The organism is Streptomyces sp. CNT360 (assembly GCF_000424785.1).
On the sequence record NZ_AUKO01000004.1, the window covers coordinates 122149 to 138159 of the forward strand.

The following is a 16011-nucleotide window of genomic DNA, read 5'->3' on the forward strand; positions in this document are numbered from 1 at the left end:
CGGCCGTTCAGCGGACTGATCGAAGAGGATCGACTCCACCGGAGGGACGCCCATGGAACGCAGGGTGATGGGAGCGGTGACCTGGCGGCTGATGCCGTTCCTCGTGCTGCTCTACCTGGTCGCCTACGTCGACCGCTCGAACGTCGGCTTCGCCAAACTGACCCTCCAGGACGAACTCGGGCTCTCCAGCGCCGCCTTCACTCTCGGGCAAGTGGCGTTCTTCGTCGCCTACGCCGTCTTCGAGGTGCCCGGCAACCTCTTCCTGGAGCGGTACGGTGCACGCCGCTGGTTCACCCGCATCATGATCACGTGGGGGCTGGTCACCGCGCTGACCGCGCTGGTCACCACCGACTGGCAGTTCTACGCGGCCCGCTTCCTGCTCGGCGCCGCGGAGGCCGGCTTCTACCCGGGTGTCCTGTACTTCCTCACCAAGTGGTACCCGTACCGCTACCGGGCCCGCATGACCGGCTGGTTCATGATGTCCCAGCCGCTCGCCTTCGTGCTGGGCAACCCGGTCCTGGGCACGCTGGACGACCTGGACGGGACCCTCGGCCTCGCCGGCTGGCAGTGGATCTTCGTCGCGACGGGCGTCCCGGCCGTGCTGCTCGGCTTCGTCACGCTCGCCGTCCTGCCCGACGGACCCGCCCCGGTGCGCTGGCTGGACGACGCGCAGAAAGCCTGGATAGCCGGTGAACTCGCCGCCGAGGCCGACGCCCTCGGCGGCGACGACACGACGAAGGAGGCGGGCGCCCTGCGCTCCCTGCGGGACCGGCGGGTGGTGCTGATGTCCCTGTTCTACCTCTGCTTCCCGCTGGGCGCCTACGGGTTGAGCTTCTGGCTGCCGACCATCGTCGACAGCTTCGGCGGCCTCTCCTCGACCGCCACCGGCTTCGTCACCGCCGTCCCGTACGTGTTCGTCGCGGCCGGTCTGTACGTGATCCCGAAGCTCGCCGACCGCACCGGGTCCCGTTACCCCTGGATCGCCGGTACCGCCGCTGTCGGCGCACTCGGTCTGGCCGCCACCGCGCTGGTGGACGACCACGTGGTGCAGATCGCGCTGATGAGCCTCGCGGCCGTGGGCATCTACGCCGGCCAGCCGGTCCTGTGGTCACTGCCCTCGCGCTTCCTGACGGGGGTGCAGGCGGCCTCCGGCATCGCGATGATCAACGCGGTGGGGAATCTGGGCGGCGGCTTCGGCCCCATGGGGATCGGCGTCGTCGTCGACCGTACGGGTTCCGCCGTCACCGGGCTGTGGTTCCTGGTCGCGGCCATGGCGGTGGCCGCTGTCGCCACGTACGGCATCAAACGGCTGGTCGAGCGGGGCGAGGTGGTCACCCGCACTCCCCCGCTCCCGGACACCGCCGGCCCCGCGTGACCGACGCGCGCACACGCAGATCCGCGGCTGCTTCCGCCGGGCGGCACCAGCGGTGGCGGGCCGTGCTCACCGGCGCAGCGGGAGCCGGTGCAGCTCCACTCCGGCAAGGCGCCCGTCCGTCGCCTCGGCGGTCATGTACGTGCAGTGCGGCTGGCGCCGCCGGTCCGTCGGCGAACCCGGATTCAGCAGCCGCAGCCGCCCGTCCTCCGTCGTGCTGTCCCACGGGATGTGGCTGTGCCCGAAGACCAGGACGTCCAGGTCGGGAAAGCGGGCGGCGCAGCGGCGCTCCCGCCCCTGCGCCGCCCCCGTCTCGTGGACGACACCGAAGCGCAGGCCCGCCAGTCGCGCGTACGCCACCTCCGGCAGCCGGGCCCGCAGTTCGGGGCCGTCGTTGTTGCCGTACACACCGATCACCCGCCGCGCCCGCGACGCCAGCAGGTCCAGGGTGGCGACGTCCACCCAGTCTCCCGCGTGCACGACGACGTCGGCCCGCGGCAACTCGGCCAGCAGTTGCGCCGGCAGGTGCCTGGCCCGCTTGGGCAGATGCGTGTCGGACATGAGCAGAAGGCGCACCCGCCGACCGTAGCGGACGGCACCGCGCCCCGCCCGGTGGCAGGGCACGCCGTGCGAGCGCACGGCGCTCTCAGGCCCTCGTGACTTCACGGGACCGCCCGTACCGAATACCGTGCGGCTGCGCGCCGGCTGGTTGGGCGATGCCCCGGGGCGCTGTGCGGCGCGGCTCCTCATGCTTTGTTGCCGCTTTCCGAGTCCGCCGCACGCCGAAGAGCCGGTCTCGCAGGACGGGTGCTCGCCTCGACGACCCTTGTTCCCGTACTGCTCTCGACGGGCCGCCGCGACCACCGACGAAGATCCGCGCCGAGCCGGGATTCCCGTTGGTGCTCCTCCAGGAATCGTCACGGAAAGCCGCGTACGCCGGAAAGCCGCCCGTCCCGGAGAGGCGGGCGGGCAAACTTCTGCGGCCCGGACCTCCGCGGCGCGCGGTCCTGTTCCTCGCTCGGCGTTCGCATCGGGGACGGGGTGCCGGGTTGTACACGTCGGCCGCCGCCCCCAGGCGTCCACGTCGCCGTCACAGCGCATCAGCGGTCCGGCAGGCCTGGCGCCTCGGGCTCCCGTGCCGTTCCGCACGCCTGCGACCTGCACATCTCCCGTCTCCTCGGCCTGCTGTCCGCTGACATGCGCGGAGGGGCGAGAGAGGCCCTTACGACTGAAGGCGGACGTGTCGTCACGGTGCGTGGTCGGACGGTCCTGTAGGAGCCTACGAAGAGCCGATCCTGACCTGCGGAGATTTTCATGTCTTCGGTCCCGTGCCCCCACCCCACGTCTGCCTGTCTACTCCTCAGTGCTGCTGAGTCCGCCACCCCGGCGATTGCGGAGACCGCCCATGAGACGCCCCATTCCAGGCCCACTGATCGCCGCATCCGCGAGGATAAGGTGAATCGACAAGCAGCTTGCGAAACAACTCGGCTCATCAAGTCCCGCCGCGGTCCCTGCAGTTCAGCGCATCCACGCCCCGATCGCTCGCGCGGGGGTCGGCGGACTCCCCCGCCGGGCGCGGCCCCTGTCGCTCGGCCGCAAGGTTGCCACGCCAGCGAGCGGCTCTCTTGCCGTCACTAGCCGGAAGCAGAAGTGAGTATGACGAAAGAAGCCCAGTCCGCACAGTCACCGCAGGACACGGACGCACGTACGCGCACGGCATACCGAGCTGCGATCCTCGATTTCACCGGTGACCCCGGCCAGTCCCTCGAGCCGGAGACGGACGGCCCCGATGCCGCGATGCGATTCTTTCCTGACGGCCTATTGGTGATCTCCGCCGAGGGAAAAGTGGAGTTCACCGATGCGTGGTCGGAGTCCAAGTACGGGCACTGGCGGGATTCCGGTCAGCTCAGGGAATTCCACAACTGTCTGATCACGCCCGGCTTCATCGACACCCACATCCACTACGTCCAGATGGATGCGATCGGCGGATACGGCGACCAGGTTCTGCAGTGGCTGGAGAAGTACATCTGGCCCGCCGAGGCGAAGTTCGAGGATCTGGACCACGCCAAGGAGATCGCCCGCTTCTTCCTCGACACGCTGCTCAGTGCGGGCACCACAACCGGTCTTGTGCTGTCGAGTACACCCTGGCAGTCCGCCGAGGGCTTCTTCCAGGAGGCGCTCAAACGCAACATGCGCGTGCTCACCGGCAAGGTGGTCCAGGACCAGCCGCCCAAGAACGCGCTCCTTCCGGAGAACCAGTTCGACAAGAGCATCGCGGACGCCCGCCGGCAGAACGTCGACCTGATCGAGAAATGGCACGGGAAGGGCCGCCTTCTCTATGCGGTCACTCCGCGGTTCGCCATGACATGCAGCGACTCCATGCTGCAGATGTGCTCCGATCTGATGGACGAGTACGACCAGCAAGGCAAGCCGTTGTGGCTGCAAACGCACCTGTCGGAGAACCTGGAAGAAGAGTCCATCGCCCGCCGCAAGTTCGACGTGGGCACCTACACCCAGGCGTACGAGAAGTTCGGGCTGCTCCGCGAGCGGGCGCTGTATGCACACTGCGTCACCATCGACGGCGACGACCGGAAGCTGCTGGCCAAGGGCGGTGCCACGATCGCACACTGCCCGACGTCCAACTTCTTCCTCGGCAGCGGTGTGCACAACCTGGTGGACGCGATCGACAAGGGCGTCCGGGTCGGCATGGGCACCGACTGCGGCGGCGGCACCAACTACTCGATCCTGCACACGCTCGGCGCGGCCTACAAGGCGCAGGCGATGGAGGCGCTGAACCACGTCCCTGACAAGTACAACCCGCCGGTGTCCGAGCCCCGGCCGGAGGGATGGGTGAACCCGTACCCGAAGCTGACCGCCTGGAGGGCCTTCTATCTCGCGACCCTCGGCGGAGCCCGGGCGCTCTACCTCGACAAGCCGTACGAGGAGAACAAGGGCCTGGGCGGGCCCGGTATCGGCTCGTTCCGGCCCGGCAACGAGGCGGACTTCGTGGTGCTCGACCTGGCCGCGACCCCGGTGATCAAGCGCCGCCTCGAAAACGTCGAGCCGAGGGACGTCAAGGGAAACCAGCGGAGCCTGCTCGACAAGTGGCACGAGAAGCTCTTCGCGCTGATGACCTTGGCCGACGACCGGGTCGTAAAGGAGACCTACATCATGGGACAGCTCGCCTACGAGCAGCAGGCCTACGCGAAGGAGCGCTGGATCCCCCGACAGCAGCCGCTGCCCACCGTCTGACGTCGCTCCCCACGGGGGAGGACTCGCCGGCGCCACGTGCGGGAGCTCCGTCGTGGCCGGTCTTCGTCCCTGCTCCGGTCCGGCCGCGACGTCCGGCCGGGCCCGCTGAGGCAGTCCCGTCTCGCGGGCGGAGCGCGTGGCAGCGGTGACGCCCGCTGCTCAGTGGCTGCGGGTGCGCACGGCGTTGTACTGCTCGTCGGTGACGTGCTCCAGCCAGGTCGTCTCGGGCCGGTCGTCGTCGGGGGCGGTGCCGTCCCACAGGGCGAGGTGCTGCATGAAGTTCTCCTCGGTGGCGCCGTGCCAGTGCTCCTCGCCGGGCGGGCAGGTCACCGTCTCACCGGGGCGGGCTTCGTAGACGGTGCCGTCGCGGGTACCGATCAGGGCGACGCCGGCCATGACGTGGAGGGTCTGGCCGACGGCGTGGTGGTGCCAGGCGGTGCGGGCGCCGGGGGCGAAGCGCACCATGTTGGCGCGGATCCGGGAGGGCTCCTGGCCCGCGTGGACGACGTCGAATTAGACGTCTCCGTCGAACCGGTCCTCGGGACCCTTGCCGGTGGGCTGGGGCTTGACGAACTCCATGGTGCTTCTCCTGGTTGCCTGGAGGCGGGTGTCGGGAGGGGCGGTGCTGCGGGGTGAGGTTGCGGTGGACGGGGCGACGGACGCTGCGGCGTCCGTGCGGCGGTCTCATCGGGCGACGTAGCCGCCGTCGACGGGGAGGGCGACGCCGACGACGTAGCCGGCGGCGGGGCTGTTGAGCCACAGCACGGCTTCGGCGATCTCCTCGGCGGTGCCCAGGCGGCCGATGGGGGCGTCCGCTGCGGCGGCCTCGGGGTCGAGTTCCCCCTTGTCGATCATGTCGGCGACCATCGGGGTCTCCATCGTGCCGGGACACACGGCGTTGATGCGGACGCCGCGCGGGGCGTATTCGATGGCCGCGCTGCGGGTGAGGCCGATGACGCCGTGCTTGGTGGCGTGGTAGGAGGCGCGTCCGGGGTTGCCGACAAGGCCGCCGAGCGAGGAGCAGTTGACGATCGCGCCGCTGCCCTGCGTGCGCATCTGGCGCAGCTCGTGCTTCATGCACGCCCACACGCCGCGCAGGTTGACGGCGTTGACCCGGTCGAAGGCCCCGGCGTCCTCGTCGGCTGCGTCGGCCGGCGGGAGCATGATGCCGGCGTTGTTGAAGGCCGTGTCCAGGCGCCCGTAGGTGGTCACCGTCTGCTCCACGAGGGCGGCGACCTGCTCCTCGTCGGAGACGTCGCAGAGGGCGGCAAGCACCTGGTGGCCGCCGGAGGTCAGCTCGTCGGCCGCCTTGCGCAGGTTCTCCTCGTCGAGGTCGGCCAGGACGACGGCGGCACCGGACCGGGCGTAGGCACGGGCGGTGGCCAGGCCCATGCCGGCCCCGGCACCGGTGACGAGGGCGACCTGGCCGGTGAAGTCGTAGGTGGGGTTCATGTTCGTCCTCCGGGTGGGGTGTACAGCAGGTGGGCCGGTGTCGCATCGGGGCCGCGGCGAGGAGGGCGGTGGTCGCGGAGGGGGCCCTTCGCCAGGGAGACGGGTACGGGATGCGGGAGGGGCCGGGTGTGGAGGCCCGGCCCCTTCGCCGCTGGGCGGTCAGGGCGTGAGGAGGGTCTTGACGGCGCGGCGCTCGTCCATGGCCCGGTACCCCTCGGCGACCTGCTCCAAGGGGAGGGTGAGGTCGAAGACCTTGCCCGGGTCGATCCGGCCGGTCAGGACGCGGTCGATCAGATCGGGGAGGTAGCGGCGTACGGGCGCCGGTCCGCCGCGCAGACCGACGTGGGAGAAGAACAGCTCCTGTCCGTCGACGGCCACCTCGTGCGGGACGCCGACGAAGCCGACGCTGCCGCCGGGGCGGGTGGAGTGCAGGGCCTGCTGCATGGCCTGGGCGGTGCCCACGCACTCCAGAACGGAGTCCGCGCCGATCCCGCCGGTCAGCTCCCTGATCCGGGCGGCGCCCTCCTCGCCACGCTCGGTGACGATGTGGGTGGCGCCGAACTCCCGCGCGAGCTGCTGGCGCGGCTCGTGGCGCGACATGGCGATGATCCGCTCCGCGCCGAACTCTCTCGCGGCGATCACGCCACACAGGCCGACCGCGCCGTCGCCGACGACCACGGCGGTGGAGCCGGGCTTCACCTGGGCGGCCTCGGCGGCCCACCAGCCGGTGCCCATCACGTCGGAGACGGCCAGCAGGCCCGGCCACAACTCCTCACCCGGCACCCCGTCGGTGGCGACGAGGGTGCCCTGGGCGTTGGGTATGCGCACGTACTCGGCCTGGCAGGTGGACATGAACTCGACGTCCAGGCAGCTCGACTGGAAGCCGCCCAGGCAGTTCGCGCACGTGTTGTCCGAGGTCGCGAACGACCCGACCACGAACTGCCCGGGCTGCACCGAGGTCACCTCCGACCCGACCTCCTCCACGAAGCCGACGTACTCGTGGCCCATCGGGTGCGCCGCATCGGTCGGCTCGGCACCCCGGTAGGGCCACAGGTCCGAACCGCACACACAGGTCACCGCGGTGCGGATGACCGCGTCGGTCGGCTTGAGGATCCTGGCGTCGTCAACGGTCTCGAAGCGCACATCGCCGGGGGCGTGGATCACTGCTCCGCGCATGAGAAAGGTACTTCCTTACGTACTGAGGCGTCCGGTACACGGGGCGTACCGGTGGCCGCCGGATGCGGTTCCCGCCCGGGACGGGCGGCGACGCTGCCGCCCGGCTCCCGGGTCCGGCGCCCGGCCCTCCCGGGGTTCCGGGTCGGAGATCGAGCGCCGTGTCATCCAGGGAAACGCCGTATCGCGCGGGTAGCGAGTCACCAATGAGAGGTGTACCAGCAGTGCATCCCTCACTGCCCGAACGAGTCGTACCGTCGAGGGTGTGGACAACCGTGAAGAGGTCCGCGAGTTCCTGACCTCGCGGCGAGCCAAGATCACCCCGGAGCGGGCCGGGCTGCCCTCCGGCAGCCGTCGGCGCGTGCCGGGGCTGCGCAGGAGCGAGGTCGCCACGCTGGCCGACGTCAGCGTCGAGTACTACGCCAAGCTGGAGCGCGGCAACCTCGCCGGCGTCTCCCCCGCCGTCCTGGAAGCGGTGGCCCGTGCCCTCCAGCTCGACGACGCCGAGCGTGCCCATCTGCTCCACCTGGCGCAGGCCGCCGACGGCTCCGACGCCCTCACCCGCCCCCGGCGCCGCACCACGAGCCGGCAGTGGACACCGCACCGCAGCCTGCAATGGGTCCTGGACGCGGTCACCGCCGGGCCCGCCTTCGTCCGCAACGGCCGCATGGACATCCTCGCGGCCAACCCGCTGGCCCGCGCCTTCTACTCCGACCTCTACGCCACACCCTGTGACCAGGAGAACCTCGCCCGTTTCCAGTTCCTGGACCCCGCCTCGCGGCGCTTCTACCCCGACTGGGATCTGTTCGCCGACATGGCGGTGGCCATCCTGCGGACCGAGGCGGGACGGGCTCCGTACGACAAGGACCTGCACGACCTCGTCGGCGAGCTGTCCACCCGCAGCGAGGAGTTCCGCACCCGCTGGGGCGCCCACGACGTCCGCCACCACGGAACCGGCACCAAGCGTTTCCGGCACGCCCTCGTCGGCGACCTCACCCTCGCCTTCGAGGGCCTGGAAATGGCCGCCGAACCCGGCCTCACCCTGACCGTCTACACCGCCGAGCCGGGCTCACCCTCCGAAGAAGGGCTCCGGCTGCTCGCCTCCTGGACCGCCGCCGAAGACACCGGCTCCCCCGCCCCACAGCCGACCACCGACCAGCCGGCTGCCGACCAGTGGCTGCCGTGACCGCGGCCGCCCTTGCTCCGCCGGACGATCAGCTGGCAGGGGCCGTCCCGGTCCCAGCGCCCGTGCGTGTCCGGGGTCTGTGCTGTCTCGGCGAGGACTGCGCGTTGTCAGCGCGGTTCGGTGACCGCTAGGTTCTCCAGCGAGGCCGAAGCGACCGCTGAGGCCGCCGGCGCCGTTGCCTGCGTCGGGTGGAGACGGGGACGGGACCGGGGCGGAAGCATGTCGGGAGAGATCTCACCCACCGGGAAGCACTCCGGCCCGGGCGCATCGCCCGAGCTGCGCGCCTCTCATGCGGACCGGGACCGGGTGGTGGATGTGCTGCGGCTCGCGGCGGGGGACGGGCTGCTGACCGCCGAGGAGTTGGACGAGCGCTTGGAGACCGCCCTGTCGGCCCGGACTCTGCGCGAACTGGCCGTGCTCACCACCGACCTGCCGGCCCACTCGGCCACCGCTGACGGCACCTCGCCGGAGACCGCAGAGGCCAAGGACGTCGTCCGGATCGAGCAGGTCTTCAGCGGCGGAGTCCGGCGGACGGGCCGCTGGGTACTGCCGCGGCGGCTGGAGCTGGCGGTGACCTGGTGCGACGTGACACTCGATCTCACCGAGGCGGTGGTCACGCAGAACACCCTGCGGATCGACGTGGCCATGACGGGGAAAACCCTGACGCTGGTCACGAGGCCCGGTATCGAGGTCGATGTCGACGGCCTGTCCCTGGTCCACTGCAAGCTCAGCGACCACCGCAAGCGGACACCACCCGAGACACCGACCACGCTGCGGGTCGAACTGGTCGGCCAGAAGACCCACGGCAAGGTGGTGGTGCGGTCCCGGCAGCGAACGTTCTGGCAACGGCTGCTGCGCAGGCCCGCTCCCCCTTCCGCAGGCGCCTGACGTCCTCGCCGGCAGCCCCGCGCACGACGCATCAGCAAGCGGCTCCGTCCCCCGGGGGAGCTCCGGGAACGCCCGGCACCTGGCGCCGGACCGCCACGAGCACTGTCGCTCCCGTGGCGGCAGCCGTGTGCGGCGCGGCCAGAGCACCGACGGGTACACACGCGGCTCGGCGTGGCCGCGGGGGATCATGCGGCGATGTGCCGTCCGCCGCTCTCCGAGATGGCGCAGGCCGAGTAACACCTGTTGACATGCCGCCCGTCATGGGCGAGGAGGCGGAGGAGTAGCGGGTCGGGCTGGTTCCCCTGTGCGTGGAGGGCGAGGAACTCCCGCCCACAGCGCGGGAGGTGGCCCGTGAGCTGGCGCGAGGGCCTCTCCTCTCACCGCGAGCGCCGCACGCCTCGCTTCTGAGGTGCGGAACGACGACAGGGGGCGGGCCCGCGCGCGGGTCCGCCCCCTGTCGTCGTTGGGCGACGTGCCGTCAGTCGGTGTGTTCCAGCTCCAGGTCGAAGCCGTCCCTGCCGCCGCCGGTGACCGTCAGATGCGTGACGGTCGGCGGGTAGCCGCTGGCGACCAACGTGTACTGCGCCTCCATCAGGTCGGTGAAGGCGTACGCGCCGTCGCTGCCGGTCGTGCGGAGTGCGATCGCGTTGCCCGCCGCGTCCAGCAGGGAGACGCGGGCGTCCGCCAGCGGGGCGCCGTCCGGACCGCGCACGATGCCGCGCAACACCGCCGCCGACCGCAGGTGGGCGTCCTGCCGGGTGAGGGCGCCCGCGCCGACCTCCACGGCGCTGGTGAAGGGCTGGAAGCCGGTCGCGCTGGCCGTCAACGTGTAGCTGCCCGGGGCCAGTTCGGTGAGCCGGTAGGCGCCGTCGCCGGCGGACGTGACCGCCTGCGCGACCTCTCCGTAGGCGTCGGTGACCACCACCAGTGCTTCCGCGACGGGTTCGGCGTCGGCGAGGACCGTACCGGTCAGGCCGCTGCCGCCGGCCAGCACCACGTCGTGGTCGAGGGGCACCCCCTGCACGGTGAGGGTGATCACCCGGGGCTGCCGGCCCGTGGCGGAGCCGACCAGGATGTAGCTGCCGGCGTCCGGCGCCTGCACTCCGTACCGGCCGTCGTGCCCGGCGGTGGCGAGGGCGAGCTGGCGGCCCGACGGGTCGATGAGGGTGACCGCGGCACCGGGCACGGGAGAGCCGGCCTCGTCCACCACCCGGCCCCGGATCCCCGGCCCGGACATCCCGGCCGGATCGGGCCCGGGCGGGACCGCCGAGGCGGAGGCGTCCGGAGCCGGCGCGGCCGGAGCCGCCGGAGCCGGGGACGACGGCGCGGCCACCGTGGCCGTCCGGTCTTCCGGCTCGGCTGCCTGCGCCGGCTGTTCCCGCGGCGCGGCATGCGCGGCCGCGTGCGGGCGGCCGCGCCGGTAGAGGAACAGCGTGACCAGGAGCCCCGCGGCGAAGAACCCGGCCGCCCACCAGTACGCCGTGGCGTAACTGTGCAGGCTCGCGTTGGCCACATTGAGCTTCGTCGGCGCGCGGCCCTTCATGTAGTCGGTGACCGCGCTGGAGGCAGCGGTGCTGAACAGCGCGGTACCGATCGAACCGCCCACCTGCTGCATGGTGTTGATGGCCGCCGAGGCCACGCCCTGGTCGTTGGGCGCGACGCCGAGGGTTGCGAGACTCATCGCCGGCGGCATCACCAGGCCCAAACCCGCGCCGAGCAGCAGCAGGGACGGCAGGACGTGCGGCGCGTAGGAGCTGCCCAGGTCCAGCTCCGTGAGCAGGACCAGACCCCCGGCGGAGAGCGCCATGCCGAGCGGCACTATCGGCTTGGGACCGATCTTGGGGATGAGCACGGTCGTGGAGACCTGCGCCACCACCATCAGCAGACCGATCATCGGCAGGAAGGAGAGGCCGGTCTTGACGGGCGTGAAGCCCTGGATCTGCTGCAGGTAGTAGGTGAGGAAGAGGAAGACGCCGAACATACCGGCGCCGGAGATGAACACCGAGGCGAAGGACGCGCTCCGGTTCCGGTCCGCGAACACCCGCAGCGGCAGCAGCGGGTTCTTCGCGCGCGTCTGCCACAGGCCGAACAGCACGATCACCACGGCGCCGCCGGCGAGGAAGACCCAGCACATCCAGTTGCCCCACGAGTGCGTCTCGGCGTTGGAGAAGCCGAAGACGACGCAGAACAGCCCTGCGGAGATCAGCAGCGTCCCCAGCAGGTCCAGCCTGGGCCGCTGCGCGGCGGCGGGGCGGCGGACGAACAGCAGCGTGCCGACGAGGGCGATCGCGGCGATGACAAGGTTGACGTACAGGGTCCAGCGCCAGTTCAGGTGCTCGGTGAGCACGCCGCCCAGCAGCATCCCCAGCGCACCGCCGGAGCCGGCGATGGCACCGAAGACGCCGAAGGCCTTTGCGCGTTCCTTCGGGTCGATGAAGGTCGTGGTCAGCAGGGAGAGCGCGGACGGCGCGAGCACGGCGCCGAAGATACCCTGCAGGGCCCGCCCGATGACCAGCACGGAGAAGTCACCGGCGGCCCCGGCCAGCGCCGAGGAGCCGGCGAAGCCGACGAGACCGACGAGCAGGGTGGTCTTGCGCCCGAGCAGGTCGGCCAGCCGCCCGCCGAGCAGCAGGAGGCTGCCGAAGGCCAGGGAGTACGCAGTGACGACCCACTGCCTGCCGTCGTTGCTGAAGCCCAGGTCCTGCTGGGCCGAGGGCAGCGCGATGTTCACGATGGTGGCGTCGAGCACCACCATGAGCTGGGCCAGGCCGATCACGACCAGGACCCACCAGCGGTTCGGCACGTGGTGGGGGGCCGGCTCCGCCGGGGTCGCGGGTGTCGGCTCGTGCGGTGGAGCGCCGTCGGCGCGGGTGTCGAGGGAAGTCGTTGACATGCGTGGTCCCGCTCGTTCTCGGGTCGGTCCAGGCGGCCGTCTCGGGCCGCTGGGCCAGGCGTTCGGTTGGTCCGCGTCGGATCGGGGTCGGCGCCGGTGCGCTGCTGTGCCGGTACGGTCCCGCAGCGTGCGCACCGCCCCGCCCCGTCGCGGGGATGCTGCGTGCCGGAGGGCTGCCGTGTGGCCTTACGGGGTGGGGGTCCGCGTCAGTGCCGGGAGGATGACGGCGTCCAGATAGCGCACCAGGTAGGTGGCGTCTGCTTCACGTTGTTCCAGCATCGGCCGGGAGAAGACGGCTCCGCTGATCATGTGCGAAAGGAAAGCGGCTGCGGGATTGGAGGGGTCCGTCTCCCCCCGTGCGACGGCGCGTTCCAGGATCGCGTCCAGCACGTCGATCTCCGGCTGGACGAGCGCCGCGTGCACCGCCTCCGCGAGGTCCGCGTCCTTGCGGATGGCGAGGACGACGCCGCGCATCAGGTCGAGGTCCTTGGTGGCTCCGCCCATTCTTCGTGCGAGTTCGTACAGGTCGCCGCGCAGCGAGCCGGTGTCCAGATGGTCGAGGCGGAAGGGGCGCATGTGCCGCAGGGCAGCCGCCACCAGGCAGGGCTTGTCCCGCCACTGCCGGTACAGGGTGGCCTTGCTGCACCGTGACGCGAGGGCCACGGCCTCCATGGTCATGGTCTCGTAGCCGACATCCCTCACCAGGTCCAGGACGGCGGTGAACAGCTCGTTCTCCCGCTCGGGTGTGAGCCTGGTGCGGCGCGTGCCGGAGCGAGACGCGGCAGACGGAGTCGGAGGTGCGGAGAGGGGGAGGGTCATTTCTTTTCTTGCTGTGTGCGGCGATGTCCGACAAGGGGACCGAAACGGGGCCGTTCCCCTCGGAGAGGTTAGGGCACCCTCAAGCGAAACGCAAACGTTTCGTTGCCCGGGGCCCCGTCGGCGGACGCCTCGGGGCGCTTGTCGGGATCGGCACGGGCCAGGTGCCACAGCAGATCCACCGCCTGCTGTCGAGGCCCGCGGCTGGGCCTACACCCGTACGCGCCGCACGCTCTGCGGCACAGGTGGGCCACCGTGCCCCTGACGGGCGGGGTCCCCGTCCACAAGGTGTCCCACCGGTTGGGGCACCGTTCGATCACGGTCACGGTCGGCTGTCACGGGCGCCTGACGCCGGGCGGCCACGAGCGCTGTCGGTCCCGTGGTGGCAGCCGTGTGCGGGGCGGCCACCACGGGACCGTCAGGGTCAGCGCAGCCCGTGCTTACTCAGCACACGCTGCTGGGCACCGGTCAGCTCGACCGGGAAGAAGACGTAGCACACGCCGCCGGAGCCGCTGAGCACCTTGCCGGAGGCGTCCTTGCGCTTGGTACGGAGCCAGATGTTCTCGAACTGCCGCCGCTTGTAGACGTGGCGGACCGCGGGGTCGTCGGGGGAGGCCGGGTCGTTGGCGACGACGTCGCCGTCCGCGGTGAAGCCGACGACCGTCATCAGGTGGCCGGCCGTACCGTATCCGGCGCCGTCGAGTTCGGACTCGATGAAGGACTGGGACGTGATCAGCGGCAGTCCCGCGGCGACGAACTCCTCAGCGTCGTTCAGGGAGTTCATGCGGGTGACGACCGCGTTCATGTCGCGGTAGGTGGCGGCGTAGGCGCTGTTGAAGGGCCAGTTGCCGCAGCCGTCGTACTGGTAGTCGAACGTGTTCCGGGCGGCGTGGCAGACCTGCGGGTCGGCGTAGTCCGCATCGACCCAGGCCAGGTCGTCGGCGGTGGGCTCGCGCCCCCAGTACTCGATGATCATCTGCGAGGACGTGGGGCTGCACCAGGCCTCTCCCCCGTTGTCGTACTCGGGGTACTGGCCCTTGTGGATCTCCTGCGAGTAGCGCGGGACCTTCAGTTCGACGGCCTTGTCCAGGCCCGGCTCGGAGGCGGGCACCTCGAAGCGGTCGGGCACGTCCGAGCACATGGCAGCCGCCCGCCACACGGTCGGGGTGGCCTCCTGGCCCGGAGTGCGGTAGAGGGTCAGCCGCAACTGGTAGGAGGCGAGACGGAGGCCGCTGCCGAGGTCGTCGATGGACAAGGTGTCGGTGTAGACGGTGCTCTTGCCGTCGCTCTGGTCGTCGACGGAGGTGCGCCGCGGCACGTCGTCGCCGTCGCCCGAGGTCCAGACGCCCAGCGTGTACCAGGGCGTGCGCGTGCCGTCGGAGTACGTGCCTTGCAGTTCGGTCCTGATCCAGGTGCCCTTCGGGGTGTGGGCGTTCCAGGAGGCGATCAGTTCGCCGGCCGGTACCCCGCAGGTGTGACGCGGCGACGTCCAGGTGGCGTACTCCCAGGTAGCGGTCTTCTTGGTGTGCGGGTCGGTGTAGTCGGTGCGGCCCGCGGGGGACGCCAGGACGATGCCGGGACGGCTTCCCGGCCCCACCCGGGTGCCCTTGGCCTGCCCGCCGGCCCAGTCCTGCCGCGTGGCCCAGACGTGCAGCTCCACGGTGTCCGCCTTCCCGGGCTTCCCGGGCTTTGGGTGCCTGTGGTGCCGCCCGGTGGGCGCCGCGGTGGTGCCGCCCGGTCGGCTGTCACCTGCCAGGGCTGCGGGTGCCGTGGCAGCAGAAGCCGCCACGGCGACGGCGGCGGCCAGGACGGTGCGGCGGTTGGCGGATCTGCTGGTCATGCGTGGTGCCCCCAGTCGGTGGGTCGGTCGGTCGGCGGGCGGGCCGCCGTGAGCGGATCGGTCGGCAGTCGGTGATGGGGCGAGGCGACGGTGCCACTGCCGGGCGGCCGGGCCTCGGAAGGCCACTATTACGGCTCGGGCAGGCGCGTGCCAGAGCTCGGGCGTTCCGGCACGCCGCCGCCATTGGCCCGGCCGGTGGCGGCAGGCACGGGCGCGGACCATTGCGTGGGTGTCCAGGGGGGCCGGAGCGGGCGAGAGGGCGGGGGCCGGGGCGGTGCGGCCAACGCCCGCCCCTGCTTCGTACATCCGTGTGATCCACCACGTACGCTGGAGGAATGCCCGGTTTCCTGCCCCTCGAAGCGCTGGCCCGCCGGCTGCCCGCGCTGCCCGCCTCCTGCGGCCCCGTACGGCTGGTGGGCGTGGACGGGCACGCCGGCTCGGGCAAGACGACCTGTGCGCGGCAGCTCGCGGACTCGTCGGCCGACAAGAACGCCGACAAGAACTCGGTACCGGTGCTGCACCTGGACGACGTGGCTGCCCACGACGCCCTGTTCGACTGGACGGCGCGGCTGAGCTCCCAGGTGCTGCGCCCGCTGGAGCAAGGACGCATGGCCCGCTACGACATCTACGACTGGGTGGCAGGTGCGTACACCGCGCAGGCGGAGCTGGCGCCGGCTCCGGTCGTCCTCGTCGAGGGGGTGGGTGCGGGGCGCGCGGCCCTGCGGCCGTATCTGGCCGCCCTGTTGTGGATGGACATGCCGGCCGCAAAGGCGTGGCAGCGCGGCCGGCACCGGGACGGCGCCGCCCAGCGGGACTTCTGGGCCCGCTGGATCCCCGCGGAGCGCGCACACTTCGCCGCCGACCCGTCCCGCCCGTTCGCGGACTTCCTGGTACGGGAGACCGACGAGCACCACGGCCGGTACGAGGTGCGGGAGGGGCCCGCCGGGACGCAAGCCTCTCCCGAGAATATGACGCTCCGTACAGCACGGGGCGGGTGACAGCGATCTGCGGCACTGAGTGCAACCGAGTGGCTTGACCCGCGCGCCTCGGACCGATTACGTTTCCAACAACGGCCTGCGCAGGCCGTCTCCAGACGCGAAGCCCCCGGTTGTTCCCCCGTGACCGGGGGCTTCGTTCTG

General features: G+C 71.3%; 11 protein-coding genes and 1 pseudogene. 5 read left to right on the forward strand and 7 right to left on the reverse strand.

What is annotated here, in order from left to right; translation table 11 throughout:
* Window positions 1-52: 52 nt before the first annotated feature.
* Window positions 53-1375, forward strand: a complete 1323-nt coding sequence (locus H297_RS0110720; protein ID WP_027737036.1) for an MFS transporter — start codon at window positions 53-55, stop codon at window positions 1373-1375.
* Window positions 1376-1441: 66 nt separating this feature from the next.
* Here the strand turns inward: H297_RS0110720 and H297_RS0110725 are convergent, their stop codons facing one another.
* The gene (locus H297_RS0110725; RefSeq protein ID WP_027737037.1) at window positions 1442-1948 is read right to left on the reverse strand and encodes a metallophosphoesterase family protein; all 507 of its coding nucleotides are present in this window, start codon (window positions 1946-1948) and stop codon (window positions 1442-1444) included.
* Between the two features lie 1080 nt (window positions 1949-3028).
* Here H297_RS0110725 and guaD point away from each other — a divergent pair.
* Window positions 3029-4624: a guanine deaminase gene (gene guaD / locus H297_RS35770; protein WP_064744808.1), complete on the forward strand. Its 1596-nt coding sequence runs from the start codon at window positions 3029-3031 to the stop codon at window positions 4622-4624.
* 159 nt (window positions 4625-4783) lie between these two features.
* Here the strand turns inward: guaD and H297_RS35775 are convergent.
* The 3 genes and pseudogenes from H297_RS35775 to H297_RS0110750 all read right to left on the reverse strand — a co-directional run bounded on the left by H297_RS35775 (window position 4784) and on the right by H297_RS0110750 (window position 7252).
* Window positions 4784-5203: pseudogene (locus H297_RS35775) on the reverse strand ((R)-mandelonitrile lyase).
* A 105-nt stretch (window positions 5204-5308) separates the two neighbouring features.
* Entirely contained in the window at window positions 5309-6076 is a 768-nt protein-coding gene (locus H297_RS0110740; protein WP_027737038.1) for a glucose 1-dehydrogenase, read from the reverse strand.
* A 159-nt stretch (window positions 6077-6235) separates the two neighbouring features.
* The gene (locus H297_RS0110750) at window positions 6236-7252 is read right to left on the reverse strand and encodes a zinc-dependent alcohol dehydrogenase family protein (RefSeq protein WP_027737039.1); all 1017 of its coding nucleotides are present in this window, start codon (window positions 7250-7252) and stop codon (window positions 6236-6238) included.
* A 262-nt stretch (window positions 7253-7514) separates the two neighbouring features.
* Between H297_RS0110750 and H297_RS0110755 the strand changes: the two genes are divergently transcribed.
* Together H297_RS0110755 and H297_RS0110760 are read left to right on the forward strand one after the other, a co-directional pair.
* Window positions 7515-8435: an MmyB family transcriptional regulator gene (locus H297_RS0110755; protein ID WP_027737040.1), complete on the forward strand. Its 921-nt coding sequence runs from the start codon at window positions 7515-7517 to the stop codon at window positions 8433-8435.
* 219 nt (window positions 8436-8654) lie between these two features.
* On the forward strand, window positions 8655-9323 hold the full coding sequence (locus H297_RS0110760) for a DUF1707 SHOCT-like domain-containing protein (protein ID WP_027737041.1): 669 nt from the start codon (window positions 8655-8657) through the stop codon (window positions 9321-9323).
* A gap of 478 nt (window positions 9324-9801) precedes the next feature.
* On the opposite strand, the gene H297_RS35780 is transcribed toward H297_RS0110760, so the two are convergent.
* The 3 genes from H297_RS35780 to H297_RS0110775 all read right to left on the reverse strand — a co-directional run bounded on the left by H297_RS35780 (window position 9802) and on the right by H297_RS0110775 (window position 14872).
* Window positions 9802-12216: an MFS transporter gene (locus H297_RS35780; protein WP_037793731.1), complete on the reverse strand. Its 2415-nt coding sequence runs from the start codon at window positions 12214-12216 to the stop codon at window positions 9802-9804.
* 186 nt (window positions 12217-12402) lie between these two features.
* Window positions 12403-13035, reverse strand: a complete 633-nt coding sequence (locus H297_RS0110770) for a TetR/AcrR family transcriptional regulator (RefSeq protein WP_027737042.1) — start codon at window positions 13033-13035, stop codon at window positions 12403-12405.
* Window positions 13036-13456: 421 nt separating this feature from the next.
* Window positions 13457-14872 (reverse strand): peptidase C39 family protein, encoded by a 1416-nt coding sequence (locus H297_RS0110775; RefSeq protein WP_027737043.1) that lies wholly within the window; start codon window positions 14870-14872, stop codon window positions 13457-13459.
* A 335-nt stretch (window positions 14873-15207) separates the two neighbouring features.
* On the opposite strand from H297_RS0110775, the gene H297_RS0110780 reads away from it, so the two are divergent.
* Entirely contained in the window at window positions 15208-15870 is a 663-nt protein-coding gene (locus tag H297_RS0110780) for a hypothetical protein (RefSeq protein WP_027737044.1), read from the forward strand.
* Window positions 15871-16011 lie beyond the last annotated feature (141 nt).

Coding starts and splice junctions, on each gene's coding strand:
- H297_RS0110780 (WP_027737044.1), top strand. CDS start 15,208: ATGCCCGGTTTCCTGCCCCTCGAAGCGCTGGCCCGCCGGCTGCCCGCG.
- H297_RS0110720 (WP_027737036.1), top strand. CDS start 53: ATGGAACGCAGGGTGATGGGAGCGGTGACCTGGCGGCTGATGCCGTTC.
- H297_RS0110775 (WP_027737043.1), bottom strand. CDS start 14,872: ATGACCAGCAGATCCGCCAACCGCCGCACCGTCCTGGCCGCCGCCGTC.
- H297_RS0110740 (WP_027737038.1), bottom strand. CDS start 6,076: ATGAACCCCACCTACGACTTCACCGGCCAGGTCGCCCTCGTCACCGGT.
- H297_RS0110770 (WP_027737042.1), bottom strand. CDS start 13,035: ATGACCCTCCCCCTCTCCGCACCTCCGACTCCGTCTGCCGCGTCTCGC.
- H297_RS0110760 (WP_027737041.1), top strand. CDS start 8,655: ATGTCGGGAGAGATCTCACCCACCGGGAAGCACTCCGGCCCGGGCGCA.
- H297_RS35780 (WP_037793731.1), bottom strand. CDS start 12,216: ATGTCAACGACTTCCCTCGACACCCGCGCCGACGGCGCTCCACCGCAC.
- guaD (WP_064744808.1), top strand. CDS start 3,029: ATGACGAAAGAAGCCCAGTCCGCACAGTCACCGCAGGACACGGACGCA.
- H297_RS0110750 (WP_027737039.1), bottom strand. CDS start 7,252: ATGCGCGGAGCAGTGATCCACGCCCCCGGCGATGTGCGCTTCGAGACC.